This window comes from Congregibacter sp. (assembly GCF_965662665.1).
GTDB lineage: Bacteria > Pseudomonadota > Gammaproteobacteria > Pseudomonadales > Halieaceae > Congregibacter.
This window is the reverse complement of record NZ_CBFIIF010000001.1, coordinates 52,071-71,259: the sequence shown is the minus strand read 5'-3', so window position 1 is coordinate 71,259 and position 19,189 is coordinate 52,071. Positions and strand designations below refer to the sequence as shown.

The window sequence follows — 19,189 nt, the reverse complement described above, 5'->3', positions numbered from 1 at the left end:
CAGCGCACTAGCGCTTAAGCCGGTTTTTGATACTCCTTACCGCCAGCCAAACGACGAGCAAAACCGCCGGCGCTGTGATTCCCGTCAGTAAATCGGGGTTCACCGGCATGCCCAGGGATTTGCCGGATTTAAACAAATAACCGAGCAAGCCCACCGCGTAATAGGTGATGGCAAAGATCGAAAATCCCTCGACGGATTGCTGCAGTCGAAGCTGGAGGTTGGCTCGTTCTGCCAGGCTCTCGAGTATCGCCTGGTTTTGTTTTTTCTGGTCCATATCCACCATGGAGTCCAGCAACTGCGTTGCCCGGGTTACGCGCTGTGCCAGTTCCTGGGTGCGCCGCTCGGCGGCTTCGCAGGTCCGCATAGCGGGCATGAGGGTTTTTTGCAGGAAGGTGGTGTATCTCGGTGCGCTGCCTTTCTGTTCTTCGGAGAGCTCAGCCAGACGCCGCTCCACTATTCCGTTATAGGCTCGGGCTGCGGCAAACCGGTAAGCGTGAGCAGCGGCCACGTGCTCAACTTTCGCCGCGATACGCGTGATGCGCTCCAGGGACCTTTCCAGTGCGGGATCAGCGTCTCGATGAGCAATCTGCTCGATGACCTCGTCAAGCGCCGGCTCGAGTTCGCCGAGAGTGCCCATAACATCCCGAGCTGCGGGCAGTCCCAGCATCGCCAGCATGCGGTAGGTCTCTACTTCGAGAATACGCTGCACGTGGCGAGACATGCGGGCCTCGCTGAGGGCGCAGTCCATAATCACGACCCGGGAAAAGCCTTCGTCATCAAGGCGAAAGCTGGACCATATCTCACCTTTTCCGTCGGACACCGAGCCGCCGTAGACTTCTCTACTACCGAGGAGCGAGCGTATTCGCTCAAGGCGTTTGTCTTCTGGACTCTCTGCGCAGGAAATCACTTCGATGTGCACCCCCAGAAAGAGCCGCTCCAGAAGCTGTGCTCGCATGCCAGCGTCCAAAAACGACAAAGCGGGTGCTGCAAACGGGGGTTCTGCATTGCCGCTGACCAGTAAGGTGTAGGAGTCTGCTTCGGTGTGGCCCTCCCACTTGAGCAGACAGTTACCTACCTTGACCGCATGGTGGCGGCTGTCTTTGCTGGGCCCACTTTGACCCTGAGCCTGACAGAAATCAGCAAACTGTTGTCTGCGTTCCTCCAGATTTTCCTCGCCGCGGAGACATACCACGTGGGAGCAGCGCAGAGGTGATGGTAGCGCCAGCAGGGGGCGGGCATGCCATTCGTTGCTCAGTGCAATGCGCTCTCGCAGCGTACTTATTGGGATGTCGGTACTCGGCATGAAATCTTTCATAGGTGCTCTTCTCGGTCTGTGCGGTTAGCCGGGGCGCATCAATTTGGGGCAGCGCTTGCTCGTGAAGCTAATTGTCATCGCTTGCAAACTCAGCGTAGCAAACCCCGAGCAGTGACTGCAGCTGAGCGACATGCCCCGAAGCTGAGTGAACTCCGATGTCCAGGCTCGCATCCCGAGACTTTTGCCAAAGCTGATAGTCTTTGGGCAGGTCTTCGGATAGTAGAGATTCTAGCTCAGCTATGGGCGCTGTGAGCGTGTAGTAGCGCTGATTGATATCCGCCGCCCGCGCTTGGACCTGCTGAATAAAAAACTTACTGACGACCGCGCGGAGTATCGGCGCTGCCGACGCAGTGGTGTTTTCGGTGCATAACGGACCCGCTGCGAGGCTTTGCTGTATCAGCGCGTTTGCGGCGGTCAGATGCGCGGCCTGTCGCGACAGCGCATGGAGGAGTTCGCCACCGTCGCCGCGGGCAATCTCGGACAGCGCCAGCTCAACACGAACATCATCGGCTTCATAGTCACCGCTCATCCAGCGCTGTGCATCGTTAGCCAATTGCTCCAGCGCGGTAATGACTTGGCTGCTGGTTTGCGCTGGATAGTCTTTGGCTGCCGTTCTCGCCCGCCATAGGTCACGATATTCCCGGTTACCCAGGGTGGCATTAAATATAAGCGCGGGAAGCTGAGACTCCTTGAGTGCGATGCTCTCTTGAATCACCGTCGCCAAAGCAGTGCGATCCTCCGACAGCAGTACGTCGACACAGCTCGGTGCGTCTCGCAGAAATGCGAGCTCCAGAAGCAGGCGTTGGGACGGGGGAGCTACTCGGCCAAGGCTGCTGTTTCTGCGAGCAACGGTCTGTTGCAGGGCGCAGCCGCGCAGACGCAAAAAATCAAGACCATCGAGCTTGCTCCCTTCTAATGCAATGCGTAGCGACTCAGCGCGGGGCGGCGCTGGCGCACTGGGAACTTGGACCGGGCCGACCGTTAAATTCAGTGGCCGCGCCAGACGCTCGAGATAGTTCGCCAGTTCCGCGGTCTGCCCTCCGCCGCTACAGGCAATGAGCAGAGACGATAACGCCACAGCCAGGAGCGCTATAGCTTTGAGGTGCAAGGCCTGCGCCGAGTCCGCGGTGCGTAGCTTTACTGTTTTAGGCCAGCGCAGCGCGGCTGCGTTCTAGCCATGCCTCGAGGTTGCCACAGCCCTCGGGTATCGACTCCTTGACCCAGCGGGCCGTCTCGACGCCCACCAGTAGATCGAGATCTGCAAAGGTGATCACGTCGCCGCAAAGGAATGGCTTGTCTCCCAATTCGGCATCGAAGAGTTCCAGGCTACCTCGAAAGCGTTTACGGCCGCGCGTCTCTAGCTCGGGTATTTGCTCTACGTCCAGGGGTCCCGGAAGAGCCCTATTTTCAAATGCAGGACTTCGGTTGCGTAACATTTCTGCGAAAGCTTCGAAAATCGAAACAAAAATACGATGATCCCAGCTGATTACCAGCGCGCGTTCAAGCGCGGTTCGTCCCATGAGAGGCTTTTGGGGATTTAGGGACTCCAAATAGTCACAGATAGCGACGACTTCTGTGAGCAGCACGCCTTCATCCGTCACCAGTGCCGGGAGAGTTCCCAGCGGGTTGATGGCCAGAAACTCTGCATCCCGATGCTTGTTTTCGCGCATATCAATCTGGGTAGTCGGCAGCTCAATACCTTTGTAAGCCAGAAACAGCCCCAGACGGCGAGGGTTGGGAGCGGAGTCATAGGTGTATAAGTGCATTTATGGATTCTCTTTATGGAATGGAAGTAGCGCTCTTGCGGAGCCAAATGGTAGCAGAAGCGGAACTTTTGCCGTCACAGTGAGTTGCAGTTCGTGCTTTGAAGCAGGTACTCGTGCGGCTATAATGCGCGCCCACGAAACGGAGGGTTAATCGTGTTGACGCGAATTGTAATGTTGGGTCTGTCATTGGGTCTGATAGCGGCGGCGCAAGCCGTAGAACTTACCGATGAGCAGCGTGCAGCCATTGAGGCGCGTATCGCGCCGGTCGGCGAAGTCTGCCTGCAGGGCGAGAGCTGTGGTGGCGTACCTGCTGCCATGGGTGCTATGGGCGGTACAGGTGCAGTTGCCGTGATTGATGGTGAAGGCACCTACAACACCGCGTGCCTGGCTTGCCATGCCTCTGGTGCAGCGGGCGCTCCCATTGTCGGAGACGTAGGCTCCTGGGCCCCACGAATTGCCAAGGGCATTGATGAGCTCTACAACAGCGGTATCAATGGTCTCGCGGGAACGGGCATGATGGCCAAAGGCGGTCGGGCGGATTTGTCTGATGAGGCTGTTATCGCGGCTGTAGACTTCATGGTCGAAAACAGCCAGTAAGTTAGAGTTATGCGGGCTTGCGAAAGTGAGCCTGCTCAGATAGCCGTGGCATGAATCCGCCGCGGCTTTTTTATGCCCGCAAAGTTTCTGTTCTGCCAATCGGAGCGTCAGTTGTCACTAAGCGTTGTTCGATAGGCGAGGGCTTCTTTCACTGCCCTGCTGCTAATTCGCTCCTCGCCATTGAGGTCGGCAATACTTCTCGCTACCCGCAGTAATCTGTGGACTGCCCTGGCTGACAGGGTCAGCTGTTTGGCGCTTCGCTGAATGAGCTGCTGCTCTCTTGCCTCCAAAGCACAGGCATCCATCAGTGCGGATCCGGTCAGTCTTGCATTGCACTCTCCTTGACGTTCATGCTGCTTTCTCAGTGAACGCATGACTCGTTTGCGGACTGCCGCAGAGTCCTCAGCAGCTTGGGTGGAAAACAAATCCGCTGGGTCTTCTCGCTCTACACGAATCTGCAAGTCTATGCGGTCCAGCAGCGGGCCGGAGACCCGCGCGCTGTAACTAAGCCGCTGCGCAGCGCTACACCTGCAGTTTTTTTGCGTGTCACCGGCATACCCACAAGGGCAGGGGTTCATCGCTGCAATCAGCTGAAAGCGGGCGGGATAGCGGATACTGCAGGCCGCTCGGGCCAAACGGATTTCGCCGGTTTCGAGTGGTTCGCGAAGCATATCGAGGGTGTGCCTGGAGAATTCTGGCAACTCATCAAGAAATAACACGCCCCCATGAGCCAGTGAAATTTCTCCTGGTGACGGAACAGATCCTCCGCCTACAAGCGCTGCAGCGCTGGCGCTGTGGTGGGGGGCGCGAAAGGCACGGCGCAGACTCTGCTGCGTTTGTCCCTGTAAGTCGTAAAGTGCGCAAACGGTAAGCCACTCGCGGTCGTCAGGCGGTGGCAAAATGCCCGGCAGGCAATTGGCGAGGAGGCTCTTGCCGGTTCCCGGCGGCCCGGTCAGCAGCAGGTTATGCCCGCCACTGGCGGCAACTTCGAGGGCGCGTTTTGGGACAAGCTGCCCGGTCACATCAGCAATGTCGGTCCAGGAATGATTGGGAGTTTCTGGCGTTGCCGGAAGCTCACAAAGATCTGCTCGTCCACGCAAAATCGCACAGAGGGACAGTAAGTCAGTTGCGTAAACCAGCTTTATGCCCGGTATCGCTAAGCAGGCGCCAGCGGAATCCTGAGCTAGAAGCATCTTCCGATTGCTCTGGCGCGCTGCCATCGCTGCTGCGACGGTACCGCGCACGGAACGAAGGGTGCCGTCCAACGCGAGCTCTCCAACACACTCGCTACCCAGCAGGGTCTCCGGTGGCAACTGTCCCGATGCGCAGAGAATCCCTAACGCGATGGGTAGATCGAAGCGTCCGCCGCCTTTGGGTAGATCGGCAGGGGCGAGGTTTACCGTGATACGGCGATCGGGAAACTCAAAGTGTGAATTCAGGAGGGCACTTCGCACCCGATCTTTGCTTTCGCGGACGGCCGTTTCGGGCATCCCCACTACGGTGAACGCAGGGAGTCCATTTGATAGGTGCACTTCCACGCGGACCAGCGGTGCATCCAGCCCCTGATTGGCTCGAGAGAGAACCACAGCGTAGTTCATTGCTCGCTCAGCCTGTCGACCGGCGAAACGTTGAAAACCAACTTTTCATCACTCTTCCATGAGTAAACGCCCGGGCTTCCTTGCCCTGCGTGGTTAGTGTTTTCGCGCCCTAAAGCGACCGGTCTGCGTTACGACTCCGCGACTTTCTAACTGCGATTTATGTCGCGGCGTTTTTTTCGAGTTTGTCCACAAGCTCGCTCATCGATGCGAGCTCGGACTCCAGGGCAGCGACCTTGCCTCGGGTACGATCAAGAATTGCGGTTTGGGCGTCAAACTCCTCACGACTGACGAAGTCCAGCTTTTTCAAGGCGGACTGGATGAGCTGCCGAGCGTTTTTATCGACTTCGTCAACCAGACCCGAGGGTCCGACCAACTCATTGACCTGTTGCATCACTTCACTGATTGGGGGCGGTTTGAGCGCCATAGAAAGTTCTCCTGCTGGACTTGGCGAAGTTTAGAGGATGGTGGCCTCAGTTCACAGCTCATGACAGTGCACCAAAAATGATCTTGGCACCATTTTGGTGCATAAATAGGAGTCATTCCATCCCACGTTTGGGGGTTTTTTCCGCCATAAATTGCTTAAAGCACTGATTTTTAAGTGAAAGTGGTGAGTGGCATATCCATTGCTCAAGTCAATGCCGAACCGTAGCGCCCATGAAAAGGCGCAAATAAGATGATTAAACGGCGAGCCGATTGGCGCGAGATCCGCGCCTTGTTCAGTTAGGAGAACTACATGAAGTTAATAACGGCCATTGTGAAGCCATTCAAGCTCGATGACGTGCGTGAGTCACTGTCAGAGATCGGCGTGCAGGGCATCACAGTCACAGAGGTCAAAGGATTCGGGCGACAAAAGGGTCACACCGAACTGTATCGCGGCGCTGAATACGTTGTGGATTTTCTTCCTAAAGTGAAAATCGAAGTAGCAGTTGCCGAAGGCATGGTTGATCAAACAATCGAAGCGATCACCAAGTCGGCGAACACCGGGAAAATCGGTGACGGCAAAGTATTTGTTTCAAGCCTGGAGCAGGTGATCCGTATTCGCACCGGCGAGACCGGTGAAGAAGCCATCTAACAGCGTCTTTTGAAGCGCGATAACTAGTCCCTGAATTCAGCACGAGAGAACCTTTCATGGAAAACCAAATTTTTGAACTGAGCTATGCACTGGACACGTTTTACTTCCTCGTGTGTGGTGCCTTAGTTATGTGGATGGCCGCCGGCTTTGCCATGCTTGAAGCTGGCCTGGTGAGATCCAAGAACACCACTGAAATTCTAACCAAGAACGTCGCGCTGTTTGCGATTGCCTGCACCATGTACATGGTCGTCGGTTATTCAATTATGTATCCCTCACTGGGAGCAAGCCTGCTCGCGGGCATCACCGGTGATGGTGTTACCGGTGCCGAAGAGGCGGCGACCTACGCGCCTTCCGCGGACTTCTTCTTCCAGGTGGTGTTCGTGGCCACAGCGATGTCGATTGTATCCGGCGCGGTTGCGGAGCGCATGAAGCTCTGGTCGTTCCTGATTTTTGCGGTGGTTATGACCGGCTTTATCTACCCAATGGAAGGCAACTGGACCTGGGGCGGCGATCCCGTGTTTGGTATGTACACTCTGGGTGACCTCGGCTTCTCTGACTTTGCAGGCTCAGGCATCGTGCACATGGCTGGTGCGGCTGCTGCTCTTGCTGGTGTGCTCCTTCTCGGAGCTCGTAAGGGCAAATACCGCGCCGATGGCTCCGTTGTTGCGATCCCCGGTGCAAATCTACCAATGGCTACCCTGGGTACGTTTATCCTGTGGATGGGTTGGTTTGGCTTTAACGGTGGCTCCGTACTGGCTACGGCGTCTGTCGAAAACGCCAACGCCGTTGCTGTGGTCTTTATGAACACTAACGCCGCCGCTTGTGGTGGTCTTGTTGCGGCGCTGCTGACTGCACGCATGCTCTTCGGTAAAGCCGATCTCACCATGGCGCTCAACGGCGCGTTGGCTGGACTCGTAGCGATTACTGCTGAGCCATCGACACCGACTCCGCTCATGGCAACAATGTTTGGCGCAGTGGGCGGCATCCTGGTGGTCTTCTCAATCATTACTCTGGACAAACTAAAGATCGATGACCCTGTGGGCGCCATCTCGGTGCACGGTGTCGTAGGTCTGCTGGGTCTGCTCTTGGTGCCTGTTACTAACGATGGCTCCAGCTTCAGCGGACAGCTCATCGGTGCGGCCACCATCTTTGGTTGGGTCTTCATCACCAGCTTCATCGCTTTCTTCGCGATCAAGGCAGTCATGGGAATCCGGGTTACCGAAGAAGAGGAATACGAGGGTGTGGACTTGTCCGAGTGTGGCCTTGAGGCCTATCCGGAGTTCGTCTCTGCCAAGTAAGTAACAATCTTGCGGGCGCATTAGTTCAATGCGTTTTTTTGGGGGCCCTTTGGGCCCCCTTTTTTTGCCTTGTCCTTGAATCTATAAGTCGGGCTAGCCGACACGATCCACTGCACTCGCTGAGTGGAAGGACGCTAAGCTCCGCAGATCACACCAGCTAGCCCAGACTTCAGGCGGCAGTCCAGGTGGTCAGGCTAGCTGGCACGATCCACTGCACTCGCTTAGTGGGGGGACGCTACGCTCCGTAGATCGCGCAAGCTAGCCTTTTCTCATCGGCTCCACGTACTTTCTACGCCTCAGTGGCCGTTTCAATCGCACAGAGGGCTGCGGAGCTTGTCTACGAAGCGAGCGTACCCTAACTCAGCGAGTGAAGTAGTTAAGGTTCCCAGCCCGAGTTCGTTACGGGGTGAAACAAAAGACGCCCACTGTTGCCTCTAGCTTACGATCCACCGTTGCTTAGGTTTTCATGAGATACAAAAAAGCCGACGCAATGACGTCGGCTTAGTGCAATTACCTGTGTAGATTTAAAACTGGTACTGCAGTCCAACAGATGCTGTACGCGGCTTGTTAGGTCGCGCGCCTTCGGGCTGTCGTGACACGATGGACCTTTCGTCAAAGATGTTCTCGACTTTGACGAACACCACTGCATCGTCGGTGATCGCGTAACGGCTGATAAGGTCCGTGACCAGAAGATCCTCAGTGCGATTGAACTGATTATTGTCAGTGTTGCAGCCGATGGTGACGCAGGTTTCATCGATGTACTTAATCACCGCGTAGCTATCCCAGTTCATGGCTGTCTCAAGGCCCAGGCGAAGGCTGAGCGTGTTCTCGGGAACCGCCGCCAGCGTATCGCCATCTTCGAAGCCTTCTGCTTCGTTATCGCGACTGATTACTGCATCGCTATAAGTGTAAGCGAGGTCAATGGGCGCGTTCAGATCGCCAAAATTCAGAACCGTGCTTGCCTGGAGTTCGAGACCCTGGATAACTGCTTGGCCAGTGGTGAAAGCGCCGGAGGTCGCACCATTGCTACAGGGATTGGCGTTGGAGCAGTTCTCCGTCTTGTTATCAAAGTCGCTGTAGAACGCGATGGCTTCCAGGAACCAGCTGCCGCGATAGCGAACCCCAGCCTCCCAGTTCACGCTGGTTTCCGGTTCCTCAAAATCCTGTGCGCCGCCACCTAATGGCGAAAAGCCGCGGTGAACGCCGGCAAGGGCTTGCCAATTTTCCGAGAGGTCATAGCTAAAGGACGCCCCGGGTAACCACTCCTGGGAGTTGTTTGAGCGACGGCTAGGGTCGGTCTCACGATCCGGATCTGAAAACTGACGGCGGCTGCTATCAACGTCCTCGTAACGCAGAGCCAGGTTGAGATTTAGCGTATCCGAGAGCTGCCAGCTGTCGACAAACCATGCTGAAAGCGCTTCTGCGTCTTCCAGTCGATTGTCACCGCCCGTTGGCTCGACCCGGCCCACGAGGATCAGCTCACCATCAATCTGGTCGTAAACTTCCACAGGCTGGTAGCGATCCATCTCGTCTTCATGAAGGCGCAGGCCGTAACTCAGGCTGTGGTTACCCATGTTTTGATCAAGATTGAATTCAATGCCTCGGGATTCATAGTCCCGGTTGTTGTGCTTGTATCGGAGACCAAAGGCGTCGGCGTCGCCATCGAGTATGGCCTGAGCCGTTAAGTCCCCGGCATTGGCCGCTCTTACGAATGAATTGCCACCCGCAAGTTTGAACCAGTCGCGTGAAAAACTATTCTGGTAGGCGGTTACCGACAGCGCAAGATCATCGCTTAGCTGCAAGCCGTAGCGAAGATTGATACCGGCGTGATAGTTGTTCATCTCATCGATCGAGGAGAGCCCGTAGCGGCGATCTTCGTTGTTTGCAAAATCAGCATCTGTGAGGCCAAGATAGGTCTCGTCGGAAATTTCATTGGAATACTGAGCCTTAAAGAGTAGGGACTGACGCTCTCCCGTCCAGGCCAGCTTTACTAAATAGTCCTCAATGTCGTAGCCGCTGTCGTCACCGCGATCAATCTCTTTAAACCCGTCGCTGCGTCGCTGGGCGGTTTCCACCAGGAAGCCAAAGTCACCATACTGCCCGCCAACATTGGCCAGTAAATCCTGCTCGCCATTTTCCCCAACGCGTAAATCGAGGTTGCCCTGTAAGGCATCCGGGATAGGTGTCGACACCATGTTGATTGCACCGCCGGTAGTTTGCGGACCGTAACGCAACAAGGGCGCCCCTTTGAGAACTTCGGCACTGTGCATGCGCATAGCGGTGGGAAAGTAATAGGCGGCCGGATTAGAGTAGGGTGCCGGCGCAATCATTACGCCGTCTTCCATAAGCGTGATTTTGGAGGAGCGCTCGGAAGTCGCGCCTCGAATGCCGATGTTTGGACGGAGACCGTAGCCGTCTTCTTCACGAATATAGGTGCCGGGTACGGTTTTCAGTAGCTGATTGATGTCATTGGCGAATTCGATTTGGAACTGCTCTTCAGTCACCAGGGCTGCGGAGCCGGGAAGTGTGCGTACCTCATCCGCATCGGCAAAGATAAAAACTTCTTCAACGGTTGCTCGACTGTCAGCCACCGAACCAGGATCTGCGGCCTGCGCCGTTGCCACCAGCGATGTGGTCAGCGCTATCGCCAAAGGTTTGAGGCGAAAGCGGTGGTGCCTGTTGTTCATTGAGCTCTCCAAGCAGTGTTCGGGAGTTAAGTGCGATGCGATGTAGGAGATAGTAGCTATGAAATACTAAACTGACAAGTAATAAGAATCATTCTCGTTAAGATTCACGGTTTCAAGGCGTTCCTCTTTAGTAACGCCCCGAAATTCCTGCGCGCTGAAGCGGGCTGAACGCCAAAGCCGTCTTAAGCGCTTGCAGCAGAGCGCCTCAAGTCCCTATTATCGGGGGCCACTTCGCTATCAGAGCTGTGCAGCCATGAAACTCATCACCGCGATCATCAAGCCGTTCAAACTCGACGATGTCCGATCCGCGCTCGCCGAGGTCGGTGTTCAGGGTATTACGGTGACTGAAGTGAAAGGCTTTGGTCGTCAAAAAGGGCACACAGAGTTGTACCGGGGCGCGGAGTATGTGGTGGACTTCTTGCCCAAGGTTAAAGTTGAGGTCGCGGTCGGCGACGAGCAACTCGATAGCGCTGTAGAAGCGATTGTGGCTGCGGCAGACACCGGAAAGATTGGAGACGGCAAGATTTTTGTCTCAAGCCTTGAGCAGGTCATTCGCATCCGGACGCGGGAAACCGGCGAGGATGCCATCTAAGTCAGCTGTCCTTCTCCAGTACCCGGCTGGGCTTCCGGCTGACCTACCCTCACGAGGGCAATGCGATTAAACCCTTTCAGCAGCCAGTTGCTGTTCGAGTTCGCTGACTGCAGCGGGTAGCTCGCCGATGCTGCCTATGATTCCGTGCGGCCTGTGGTCGCTATCCGTCTCAGCCCAGGGTTGTGCCTCCGCGTTGAGCCAGATCGCGTGCATGCCTACCCGCAGGGCGCCGAGAATGTCGTGCTCTGGATTGTCTCCAACATGCAAAACTTCATGGGCTTGGACGCCCGTAGTGTGTAGCGCTGCGTGGAACATATCCGGCGCCGGTTTGCTGGCACCAATATCTTCCGCAAGGAAGGCGAAATCAAAGTATTCACCCGCATCGGTTTTATACACATCGGCGTTACCGTTGGTTAATGCACCCAGACGAAACCGTCCGGCCAATGTCTCCAGAACCTGCAGTGCGTCGCTGTAGAGTTCGACTTTCTGCCGTTCCCGTAAAAAGGCTCCAAAAGCCAGACGGGCCCCTTCGCTGGCAGAATCCTCATCGAAGCCGGCGCTCAGTTGCAGCTCCTTGAGAAAGCGCTGGCGCATCTCGGTGACGTTGTGCGCCAGCTCCGGGTGCGCTTTCCAGACCCGCTTTTTTAGATTCCATAGCTCATCATGGCCTATGTTTTCCATGGTTCCGGGGCGGTGCGACAGCAGCCACTGACGCTGCGCTTCTTCCGCTCGCAACAGCGCGGGCTCCACGTCCCAGAGCGTGTTATCCAGGTCAAATGTCAGCACTTTGATAGTCATTCGCTGTCGTCATCCTTTTGTTTGCGGGCTCGGGGATGGGCGCCATCATAGACTTTGGCCAGATGCTGGAAATCAAGGTGGGTGTAGATCTGGGTGGTGGAAATGTCGCTGTGCCCGAGCAGCTCCTGCACGGCGCGGAGATCTCCGCTGGACTCCAAGAGGTGACTCGCGAAGGAGTGTCGCAGCATATGGGGGTGGACATCACGACCCAGCCCATTGCGCTCAGCCAGTAACTGAACGCGTGATTGAATAGAGCGCTCGCTGATTCGCCGGCCTCGGCCGCTGACAAACAGTGCATTTTCGTCTGCAGAACTTGAAGGCGTTACGCGGTGCGGAAGATAAGCATCAATTGCCGCGATGGCCGCCCGACCGACAGGCACTGTGCGCGTTTTACTGCCCTTACCGGTCACGGAGATCAGACTCTGGCTGCGGTCGATGTCATGCACATCGACCGCCCGCAGTTCTGCGAGGCGCAGACCTGACGAATAGAACAGCTCCGCCATGGCTAAGTCTCGAAGCTGGAGAGGATCATTGGCGTCTGCGCGCAGGTATGCGCCTACCTGATCTGCCTCCAGAGTGCCGGGCAGCTTGCGGCGCTTTCGCGGTGCTTGTACCGCCAATGCCGGGTTGCGGCGCTGTCCTGTATCGCTGCTTTCCCATTCAAAATAGGCCCGCAGGGCAGAGAGGCGTCGTTGCAAGCTGTTGGGTGCCAGACCTGTTCTATGTCCTTGAGCGAGCCACTGGCGCACGTGGCTCTCCTGAACCGCTTTGCAGCTTTGTAAGTCTTGGTGGGCACAAAAACTCTCAAAGCTATCCAGGTCCCGTCGATAGGCGGAGACGGTATGCGGGGAGTACCTGCGCACACTGCGCAGGTACTCCAGAAAGGCGGCTATACGCTGTTCGAGGCTCGCCGGTGACGGCACAGCCTAGGAACCGTCGATCCGCACTAACAGCCCCGCGATGACTTCGGCGGCAAACTCCAAAAACAGGGTGCCCATGTCGCCATCATAGTGGCTGGCATTTGAGCTACCCACGGCAAGGGCGCCCAGCGCTTTTCCATCACTTTCGATAACAGCGATGGCAGCGGAGCCCACAATGCGCGCGCCGGGGAACAAAAACTCGAAGTCCTCGGCGCGAAGCGCGCCGCAACCCGCTGTGCCGTGGACCAGGAGCGAGCCCAGCTTTCCTTTGAGTTGGGACTCGGGCACTCGCCGGACGGAGTCTGGCGCCTCATCGCTATCATTAAAAAGTGTGAGGCTTGCATACTCGATGTCGAAGACATCGCGAAGTACCTTGATGAGCGCGTCATGAAGCTCATCCAGAGTTTTTGCAGGGAGCAGGCCCAGCACCAGCTCCCGGGTATCAGCGAACATCTGGTCGTTGTCTTTTGCCGTGCTTCCCAGATCTCTCAGACGATGGCGGAGATCGACGTTGCGGTCGCGAAGTACGCTGACCTGCCGCTCGACCAGCGATACTGCCGCGCCGGTGGAGTGGGGGATTTGTATTAGGCCCAGAAGCTCGGGATTCTTCTGAAAATAATCGGGGTTTTGAACCAGAAAATCTCGAATGTCGTCTTCGTCCACGCGTCTGTATCCTTCTTATGATTCAGTAGAAGCGCGGGCCATCTTCCCGCGTTGAAACCTTTTCGAGCCACTCAAAACCGAAACCCCAGGGGCCAGCAGTTAAAGCCTGATAGTGCCTTCGAAGCTGATAGCCGTGGGGCCGGTCATAAACACTGAACTATTAGCGCCCTGCCATTGGATAGTCAGCTTACCCCCGGTCAATTCGACTGTCACTTGCTCATCCAGCCAACCCATGCGCTGTCCGTAGACCACAGCGGCACAAGCGCCGGAACCGCAGGCTTCGGTTTCACCAACGCCTCGTTCAAATACGCGCAGTCGCACATTTTGCCGGTCCACCACTTCCATAAAACCCGCGTTAGTGCCGTCGGGAAAGTCGTCATGACCGCGTATTGCTTCACCCAGCCTTTCGAGACTGCCATCGTTCACGGAGTTCACGCGCAACACAGCGTGGGGATTGCCCATGGACAGCGCACCCACACGCAGTTGCTCTCCTGCGGCTAAAAGATCGTATTCTTGTGCTTCCTGATCCCGGCGCAGGGGAATGTCCCTTGGGGCAAAAACAGGAGGCCCCATATCGACTTCTACCTGGTGATTATCCCGCAGGGTCAGCGTCATTAAGCTGTTACCGGTCTCTACCACCATTTTTTGTAAATGCGTGAGTCGCCGATGGCGCACAAAACGCGCAAAGCAGCGGGCGCCATTGCCGCATTGCCCCGCCTCGCTGCCATCCGCGTTGAAGATGCGATAGCGGAAATCTGCCTCGGGCTGTCCCGGGGGTTCAACCAGCAACACCTGATCACAGCCCACGCCTCGCCTGCGATCCGCGATGGACCGGATGTCTCTCGGTCGCAGCTTGATGCGTTGGCTGATGGTGTCGATCATGACAAAGTCGTTGCCCGCACCATGCATTTTTGTGAATTTAACTGGCATATGATTTTAGTTGCTCCGCTCGGCGCGCTACTCCGGCAGGCGGTGTTCACCTCTTAACAGATCCTCGATATTTTCCCGCTCCCGAATGAGGTGAGAGCTCATGCCGTCAATCATCACCTCAGCGGCTCGGGGTCGAGTGTTGTAGTTTGAACTCATGACAAAGCCGTAGGCGCCCGCACCATGTATCGCCAGGAGCGTGCCAGAGTCCAGGGCCAATTCCCTGTCCTTACCCAGAAAGTCGCCAGTCTCACACACCGGTCCCACGATGTCCCAGACCCTTGGTTCAGCCTTGCAGGGCGCCACAGCCTGAATATTCACCCAAGCCTGATACAGCGCCGGGCGTATAAAGTCGTTCATGGCAGCGTCAACCAGCGCAAAGCTATGTGCATCAGTCTCTTTGGTATAGCGAACCTCGGTGAGAAGAACGCCCGCATTAGCCACTATGGAGCGACCGGGTTCAAAAACGAGGCACAGATCGCGGTCACCCAGAGCGTCGCGCACCGCGGCAATGTAGTCAGACACCGCGGGAGGCTCTTCGTCCTGGTAACGGACCCCGATACCGCCGCCAAGGTCCAAGTGCCGAATAGAGATGCCCTCTGACTCGAGCTGATCGACCATAAGCAGCAATTGTTGAAGCGCCTCCAGAAGAGGTGACATGTCTACAAGCTGGGATCCGATATGGCAGTCCAGGCCCGCCACCTCAATATTGGGAAGTGTGCTGGCGCGTCGCAGCAGAGCCATCGCGGCGTCGGTGGCAACGCCAAATTTGTTCTCTCGCAGGCCCGTGGAGATATAGGGGTGGGTTCGGGCATCGACATCGGGATTCACTCGCACAGATACGGGCGCTCGCAGCTTGAGATCGGCGGCGACGGATTGCAGCACTTCGAGCTCTGCTTCGGACTCAATGTTGAAGCAATGAATACCGACTTCGAGAGCGCGGCGCATTTCATCGCGGCGTTTTACTACGCCGGAGAACACCACCTTGGCCGGATCGCCGCCAGCGGCAAGTACCCGCTCCAGCTCGCCCACAGATACGATATCAAAGCCCGCACCGCGGCGGGCGAGGATGTCGAGTACGGCGAGGTTTGAGTTGGCTTTTACGGCATAACACACCAGGTGTTCGCAGCCCGCTAATGCCTCGTGGTACTCAGCCAGCGCCGCTTCCATGGCCGCGCGGGAGTAGACATAACAAGGCGTACCGTACTCTTTGGCAATAGCCTCGCATTCAAGCTCTTCGGCAAAAAGGTGTTGCTTGCGATAAGAAAATCCCATAGCCGCTTACTCACTGCGTCCAGGCGCGTCGGTACTCGCAGGCTCTGTGGCGCTGTCTTCCGCTTGCGGCGCCTCTGGTATCGGCTGATACAAGGGCCCCATCTGGCCGCAGCCGACGAGTGCCAGGGTCAGCGCCAGGCTGCAGGACCGCAGAACCGACGTTGCCGGGGCACGGTCCATGACTACGGAAAGAAGATTGAATGAATACTTCATATGACTGCTGCGCAAAAGGACGGGAGTATAAACGTCCCGGACCCCGGCTAGCGAATCTCCAATGCTTTGCCTGCGTTGTTAGCAGCAAGTTGTACCTGTGCGGGAGCTGTGCCGCCCAGATGGTCCCGGGATGCGACAGAGCCTTCTACTGTGAGCACTTCAAACACGTCCGACTCGATCAGCGGGCTAAAGCCCTGCAAGGTTGCCAGGGGCATGTCGGACAGATCCAGCTTCTGCTTGACCCCCTCGGCGACTGCTTTTCCAACTACCTCATGCGCATCTCGAAAAGCTAGGCCTTTGCCGACCAGGTAGTCCGCGAGATCTGTGGCTGTGGCAAAGCCCGCCTTGGCAGCTTCTCGCAGCCGTTCTTTCTGTGGCGTGACATGCGGCACCATGTCGGCAAAAGCGCGCAGGCAATCCAGCACGGTGTCAACGCAATCAAAGAGCGGTTCTTTGTCTTCCTGATTGTCTTTGTTGTAGGCCAGAGGCTGACCCTTCATTAGTGTGAGCAGCGCTATCAAGTGGCCGTTGACCCTGCCGGTCTTGCCACGAACCAGCTCTGGAACATCCGGATTCTTCTTTTGCGGCATGATGGATGAGCCGGTGCAGAAACGATCGGGAAGTTCGACAAACTGAAATTGTGCCGACGTCCAGAGGATCAACTCTTCGCTCATGCGCGACAAATGCGTAAGTATGAGTGCGGCGGCCGCAGTAAACTCGATGGCAAAGTCGCGATCAGATACTGAGTCTAGAGAGTTGCGTGTGGGAAAGTCGAATCCCAGAGCCGCGGCCGTCTGTGCGCGATTTATCGGAAAGGTGGTGCCCGCCAACGCCGCTGCGCCTAGAGGGCATTGATTCAAGCGCGTCCTACAATCGACGAGACGACCGTAGTCTCGCTCCAGCATCTCGTTCCAGGCGAGCATGTGGTGTCCAAAGGTCACCGGCTGCGCTCCCTGAAGATGCGTAAAGCCCGGCATTATCGTTGCGGCGTGGGTCTCGGCGAGACCCACCAGCCCCTTTTGAAGCCGCGTAAGTTCCTGGCTAATGGCGTCTATCGCATCACGCAGATACAGGCGAATATCCGTTGCGACCTGATCGTTCCGCGATCGCCCCGTGTGAAGCTTTTTCCCCGCCTCTCCAATGAGAGCAGTGAGTCGAGCCTCGATATTCATATGCACGTCTTCCCGCTCTATGGACCAGGGGAAGTCACCATTGTTGATTTCGTTTTGTACGCTTGCCAGACCATCTTCTATAGCCTTGAGTTCTTCCTCGCTGAGGATGCCCGCATCGTTGAGCATCCGGGCATGGGCCAGAGAGCCGCGAATGTCCTGTTCGGCCATGCGTTGGTCGAAGCTGACGGAGGCGGTAAAACGCTGCACGAAGCTGTCGGTAGCTTCGGTGAAACGGCCACCCCAAAGACTAGGATTGTCGCTTTGATCCGACATACTGTGAGTATTCCTTTCAATCAAAAATCTTGCCGGGACGCTTCTTGTTCCGGCCTGGAAGGCATGCAAGTATATCAGCGCACAGGACTGTGAATCTGTGATTCGCTGGGCGTAAGAAAGCACGATCCTTCGCTGGGTGTGTTTCGCTGATTATTACTGTGGCTCTGATTTATCACAACGAGGAGGTCTTGCATGCAGCACCCGCGGCCTTCAGCGCCCGATAACGCTGCGTCACCCGGTGATGGATTTTTTATCCCGGATCTTTGCGCTCCCCAAGCGGTGTTCCTGGCTGTACTGCTGGCAGAGCTTGTGGTGCTGCTGCATGTGCTGGCGCTGGGACCATTGGCTGCGTTCGAATGGCGAGCTTTGGGAACAGGTTCCTTATTTGTGCAGTGGAATGCACTGCTGTGCATCGCCTTAATCTGCCGCTTGCGGCTCCGGCTACTGCACGTTACACCAGCAATTGCCGCCTTAAGCTGTCTGGGACTGGTGCTTGCGGTGACAGCGGCGTCGAGTGTTTTGGTGTTTCGATTCTATCCCTTGTTAGGTCCACAGAGCGGCGCACTTGGCGACTGGGTGCTCCGCAATGCGCTGCTGGCATTGATTCTCGCGGCGATCGTTTTACGTTACGCCTATTTACAGCAACGGGTGGCGCTGCAGCAGCGCAGTGAATTACAGCTCAGACTGGATGCGCTGCGCGCAAGGATTCGACCACACTTTCTGTTTAACACGCTCAATAGCATTGCGAGCCTCATTGCCGTTCAGCCAGATCGTGCTGAGCAGGCTATCGAAGATGTGTCGGAGCTTTTTCGTGCGGCCTTAGCCGGTGGAGATCGCGATAGCAGCCTGGGGGAGGAGTGCCGGCTTTGCGAACTCTATTTGGAAATAGAGAAGTTACGTTTGGGCGATCGGCTCACGGTCAACTGGGATATTGATGAGGACTTAAAGGACGTTGTTTTGCCGGCCCTGCTGCTTCAGCCGCTGGTGGAAAATGCGGTGTATCACGGCATCTCGCAACTTCCCGAGGGTGGCACGGTGGAGATACGTGCCTGGCGTGAATTTTCGTCTTTGCGCGTTGAAGTGCAAAACCCTCTTCCCAAGCGAGTCGTTACTCGTCCCGGGGGTAATCGCATGGCGTTGGACAACATCAGGCAGCGTTTAGACGCGCAATATGGCACTTCCGGGTCCTTGTCTGTAGGCGCTGAGGACAACCGATATTGCGCGCGAATTAGTCTGCCGTTGGATAGTGGGTCTCGTTTGTGAAGATTCTCGTCGTTGATGACGAAGCACTGGCCCGACAACGCTTGTTGCGCTTGCTCCATAAGCTACGGCCTGATGCTGAGTGCTATGAAGCTGCTAATGGAGTCGAGGCCCTCGCTGTGGTGCGGGTCGAACAGCCGCAAATTTTGCTGTTAGATATTCGCATGCCCGAAATAGACGGTGTAGAAGTGGCGGGACATCTGCTCGATGAACCGGCGGCGCCCGCGGTTATTTTTTGCACGGCTTATGATGAATACGCGCTGGAGGCACTGAGGCATCATGCCATTGCGTATTTGCTCAAGCCTGTTCGCGAGCGGGAGCTTGAGGGAGCGCTTCAGGCAGCGGTACGGGTGAATCGCGCGCAACTGGACTCCCTGGGAGTGGCGGGGGTCGGTCGAGAGGAGGTGGTCAGTGCAGGCCACCGAGGTATCGAAACTATGGCAGTAGCCGATGTGCGATGCTTTTTGGCCGAAGACAAATACGTACGCGCCTGTTCACCGGGCGGAGAGATCCTCCTGAGTGAATCCCTGAAGGATTTGGAAGAGGAATTCAAGGGTCGTTTTCTTCGGGTTCACCGCAATGCACTGGTCGCAAGAGCACATATTTCACGACTGGTGCGCGCCGAAGATGGCTGGCTGCTGGAACTCACCGACGTGGCAGAGCAGCCCCAGGTGAGCCGTCGACACCTGCGCGACATCAAGGCCGTAATGACAGGGTCAGTCTGCGCGTCCCAATGCTATGATTAATCTTTTTTTCTGAACTG

19 protein-coding genes are annotated in these 19,189 nt (G+C 56.5%); 6 read left to right on the top strand and 13 right to left on the bottom strand.

Annotated features, from left to right (window positions below):
- Nucleotides 1-7: 7 nt before the first annotated feature.
- From ACTG39_RS00325 to ACTG39_RS00315, 3 genes are all read right to left on the bottom strand, one after another.
- Complete coding sequence (locus ACTG39_RS00325) at nt 8-1,315, bottom strand: DUF3422 family protein (protein WP_439105520.1); 1,308 nt, start codon at nt 1,313-1,315, stop codon at nt 8-10.
- Nucleotides 1,316-1,382: 67 nt separating this feature from the next.
- Complete coding sequence (locus ACTG39_RS00320; RefSeq protein WP_439105519.1) at nt 1,383-2,423, bottom strand: DUF3080 family protein; 1,041 nt, start codon at nt 2,421-2,423, stop codon at nt 1,383-1,385.
- Nucleotides 2,424-2,460: 37 nt separating this feature from the next.
- Nucleotides 2,461-3,081, bottom strand: coding sequence for a glutathione S-transferase family protein (locus ACTG39_RS00315; protein ID WP_439105518.1), 621 nt, complete (start codon nt 3,079-3,081; stop codon nt 2,461-2,463).
- Between the two features lie 153 nt (nt 3,082-3,234).
- Between ACTG39_RS00315 and ACTG39_RS00310 the strand changes: the two genes are divergently transcribed.
- A complete protein-coding gene (locus ACTG39_RS00310; protein WP_439105517.1) occupies nt 3,235-3,678 on the top strand; it encodes a c-type cytochrome in 444 nt (147 codons plus the stop codon).
- Nucleotides 3,679-3,785: 107 nt separating this feature from the next.
- Here the strand turns inward: ACTG39_RS00310 and ACTG39_RS00305 are convergent, their stop codons facing one another.
- Complete coding sequence (locus tag ACTG39_RS00305; protein WP_439105516.1) at nt 3,786-5,276, bottom strand: YifB family Mg chelatase-like AAA ATPase; 1,491 nt, start codon at nt 5,274-5,276, stop codon at nt 3,786-3,788.
- Nucleotides 5,277-5,433: 157 nt separating this feature from the next.
- Nucleotides 5,434-5,700, bottom strand: coding sequence for an accessory factor UbiK family protein (locus ACTG39_RS00300; protein ID WP_439105515.1), 267 nt, complete (start codon nt 5,698-5,700; stop codon nt 5,434-5,436).
- A 309-nt stretch (nt 5,701-6,009) separates the two neighbouring features.
- Here ACTG39_RS00300 and glnK point away from each other — a divergent pair, with 309 nt between their 5' ends.
- The gene (gene glnK / locus ACTG39_RS00295) at nt 6,010-6,348 is read left to right on the top strand and encodes a P-II family nitrogen regulator (RefSeq protein ID WP_040809830.1); all 339 of its coding nucleotides are present in this window, start codon (nt 6,010-6,012) and stop codon (nt 6,346-6,348) included.
- 56 nt (nt 6,349-6,404) lie between these two features.
- Nucleotides 6,405-7,646, top strand: a complete 1,242-nt coding sequence (locus ACTG39_RS00290) for an ammonium transporter (protein WP_439105514.1) — start codon at nt 6,405-6,407, stop codon at nt 7,644-7,646.
- 524 nt (nt 7,647-8,170) lie between these two features.
- Here ACTG39_RS00290 and ACTG39_RS00285 read toward each other — a convergent pair.
- Nucleotides 8,171-10,333 carry a TonB-dependent receptor family protein gene (locus ACTG39_RS00285; protein WP_439105513.1) on the bottom strand — a complete coding sequence of 721 codons (2,163 nt, stop codon included), beginning with the start codon at nt 10,331-10,333 and terminating at the stop codon, nt 8,171-8,173.
- 253 nt (nt 10,334-10,586) lie between these two features.
- Here ACTG39_RS00285 and ACTG39_RS00280 point away from each other — a divergent pair, with 253 nt between their 5' ends.
- On the top strand, nt 10,587-10,925 hold the full coding sequence (locus ACTG39_RS00280) for a P-II family nitrogen regulator (RefSeq protein ID WP_439105512.1): 339 nt from the start codon (nt 10,587-10,589) through the stop codon (nt 10,923-10,925).
- A gap of 66 nt (nt 10,926-10,991) precedes the next feature.
- Here ACTG39_RS00280 and ACTG39_RS00275 read toward each other — a convergent pair whose 3' ends face one another.
- The 7 genes from ACTG39_RS00275 to argH form a co-directional block, all read right to left on the bottom strand.
- The gene (locus ACTG39_RS00275; protein ID WP_439105511.1) at nt 10,992-11,723 is read right to left on the bottom strand and encodes an HAD family hydrolase; all 732 of its coding nucleotides are present in this window, start codon (nt 11,721-11,723) and stop codon (nt 10,992-10,994) included.
- A complete protein-coding gene (gene xerC / locus ACTG39_RS00270; protein WP_439105510.1) occupies nt 11,720-12,646 on the bottom strand; it encodes a tyrosine recombinase XerC in 927 nt (308 codons plus the stop codon). The genes ACTG39_RS00275 and xerC overlap by 4 nt, the downstream gene beginning before the upstream one ends.
- A gap of 3 nt (nt 12,647-12,649) precedes the next feature.
- The gene (locus tag ACTG39_RS00265; RefSeq protein ID WP_439105509.1) at nt 12,650-13,306 is read right to left on the bottom strand and encodes a DUF484 family protein; all 657 of its coding nucleotides are present in this window, start codon (nt 13,304-13,306) and stop codon (nt 12,650-12,652) included.
- A 99-nt stretch (nt 13,307-13,405) separates the two neighbouring features.
- Nucleotides 13,406-14,236, bottom strand: a complete 831-nt coding sequence (dapF, locus tag ACTG39_RS00260; protein ID WP_439105508.1) for a diaminopimelate epimerase — start codon at nt 14,234-14,236, stop codon at nt 13,406-13,408.
- A gap of 27 nt (nt 14,237-14,263) precedes the next feature.
- A complete protein-coding gene (lysA, locus tag ACTG39_RS00255; protein ID WP_439105507.1) occupies nt 14,264-15,508 on the bottom strand; it encodes a diaminopimelate decarboxylase in 1,245 nt (414 codons plus the stop codon).
- A 6-nt stretch (nt 15,509-15,514) separates the two neighbouring features.
- Nucleotides 15,515-15,721, bottom strand: a complete 207-nt coding sequence (gene lptM / locus ACTG39_RS00250; RefSeq protein WP_439105506.1) for an LPS translocon maturation chaperone LptM — start codon at nt 15,719-15,721, stop codon at nt 15,515-15,517.
- Between the two features lie 47 nt (nt 15,722-15,768).
- Complete coding sequence (argH, locus tag ACTG39_RS00245) at nt 15,769-17,166, bottom strand: argininosuccinate lyase (protein WP_439105505.1); 1,398 nt, start codon at nt 17,164-17,166, stop codon at nt 15,769-15,771.
- A gap of 192 nt (nt 17,167-17,358) precedes the next feature.
- Here argH and ACTG39_RS00240 point away from each other — a divergent pair, with 192 nt between their 5' ends.
- Both ACTG39_RS00240 and ACTG39_RS00235 read left to right on the top strand, forming a co-directional pair.
- The gene (locus ACTG39_RS00240; RefSeq protein WP_439105504.1) at nt 17,359-18,429 is read left to right on the top strand and encodes a sensor histidine kinase; all 1,071 of its coding nucleotides are present in this window, start codon (nt 17,359-17,361) and stop codon (nt 18,427-18,429) included.
- Nucleotides 18,426-19,172 (top strand): LytR/AlgR family response regulator transcription factor, encoded by a 747-nt coding sequence (locus ACTG39_RS00235; RefSeq protein ID WP_439105503.1) that lies wholly within the window; start codon nt 18,426-18,428, stop codon nt 19,170-19,172. Before ACTG39_RS00240 ends, ACTG39_RS00235 begins: the two co-directional genes overlap by 4 nt.
- Nucleotides 19,173-19,189 lie beyond the last annotated feature (17 nt).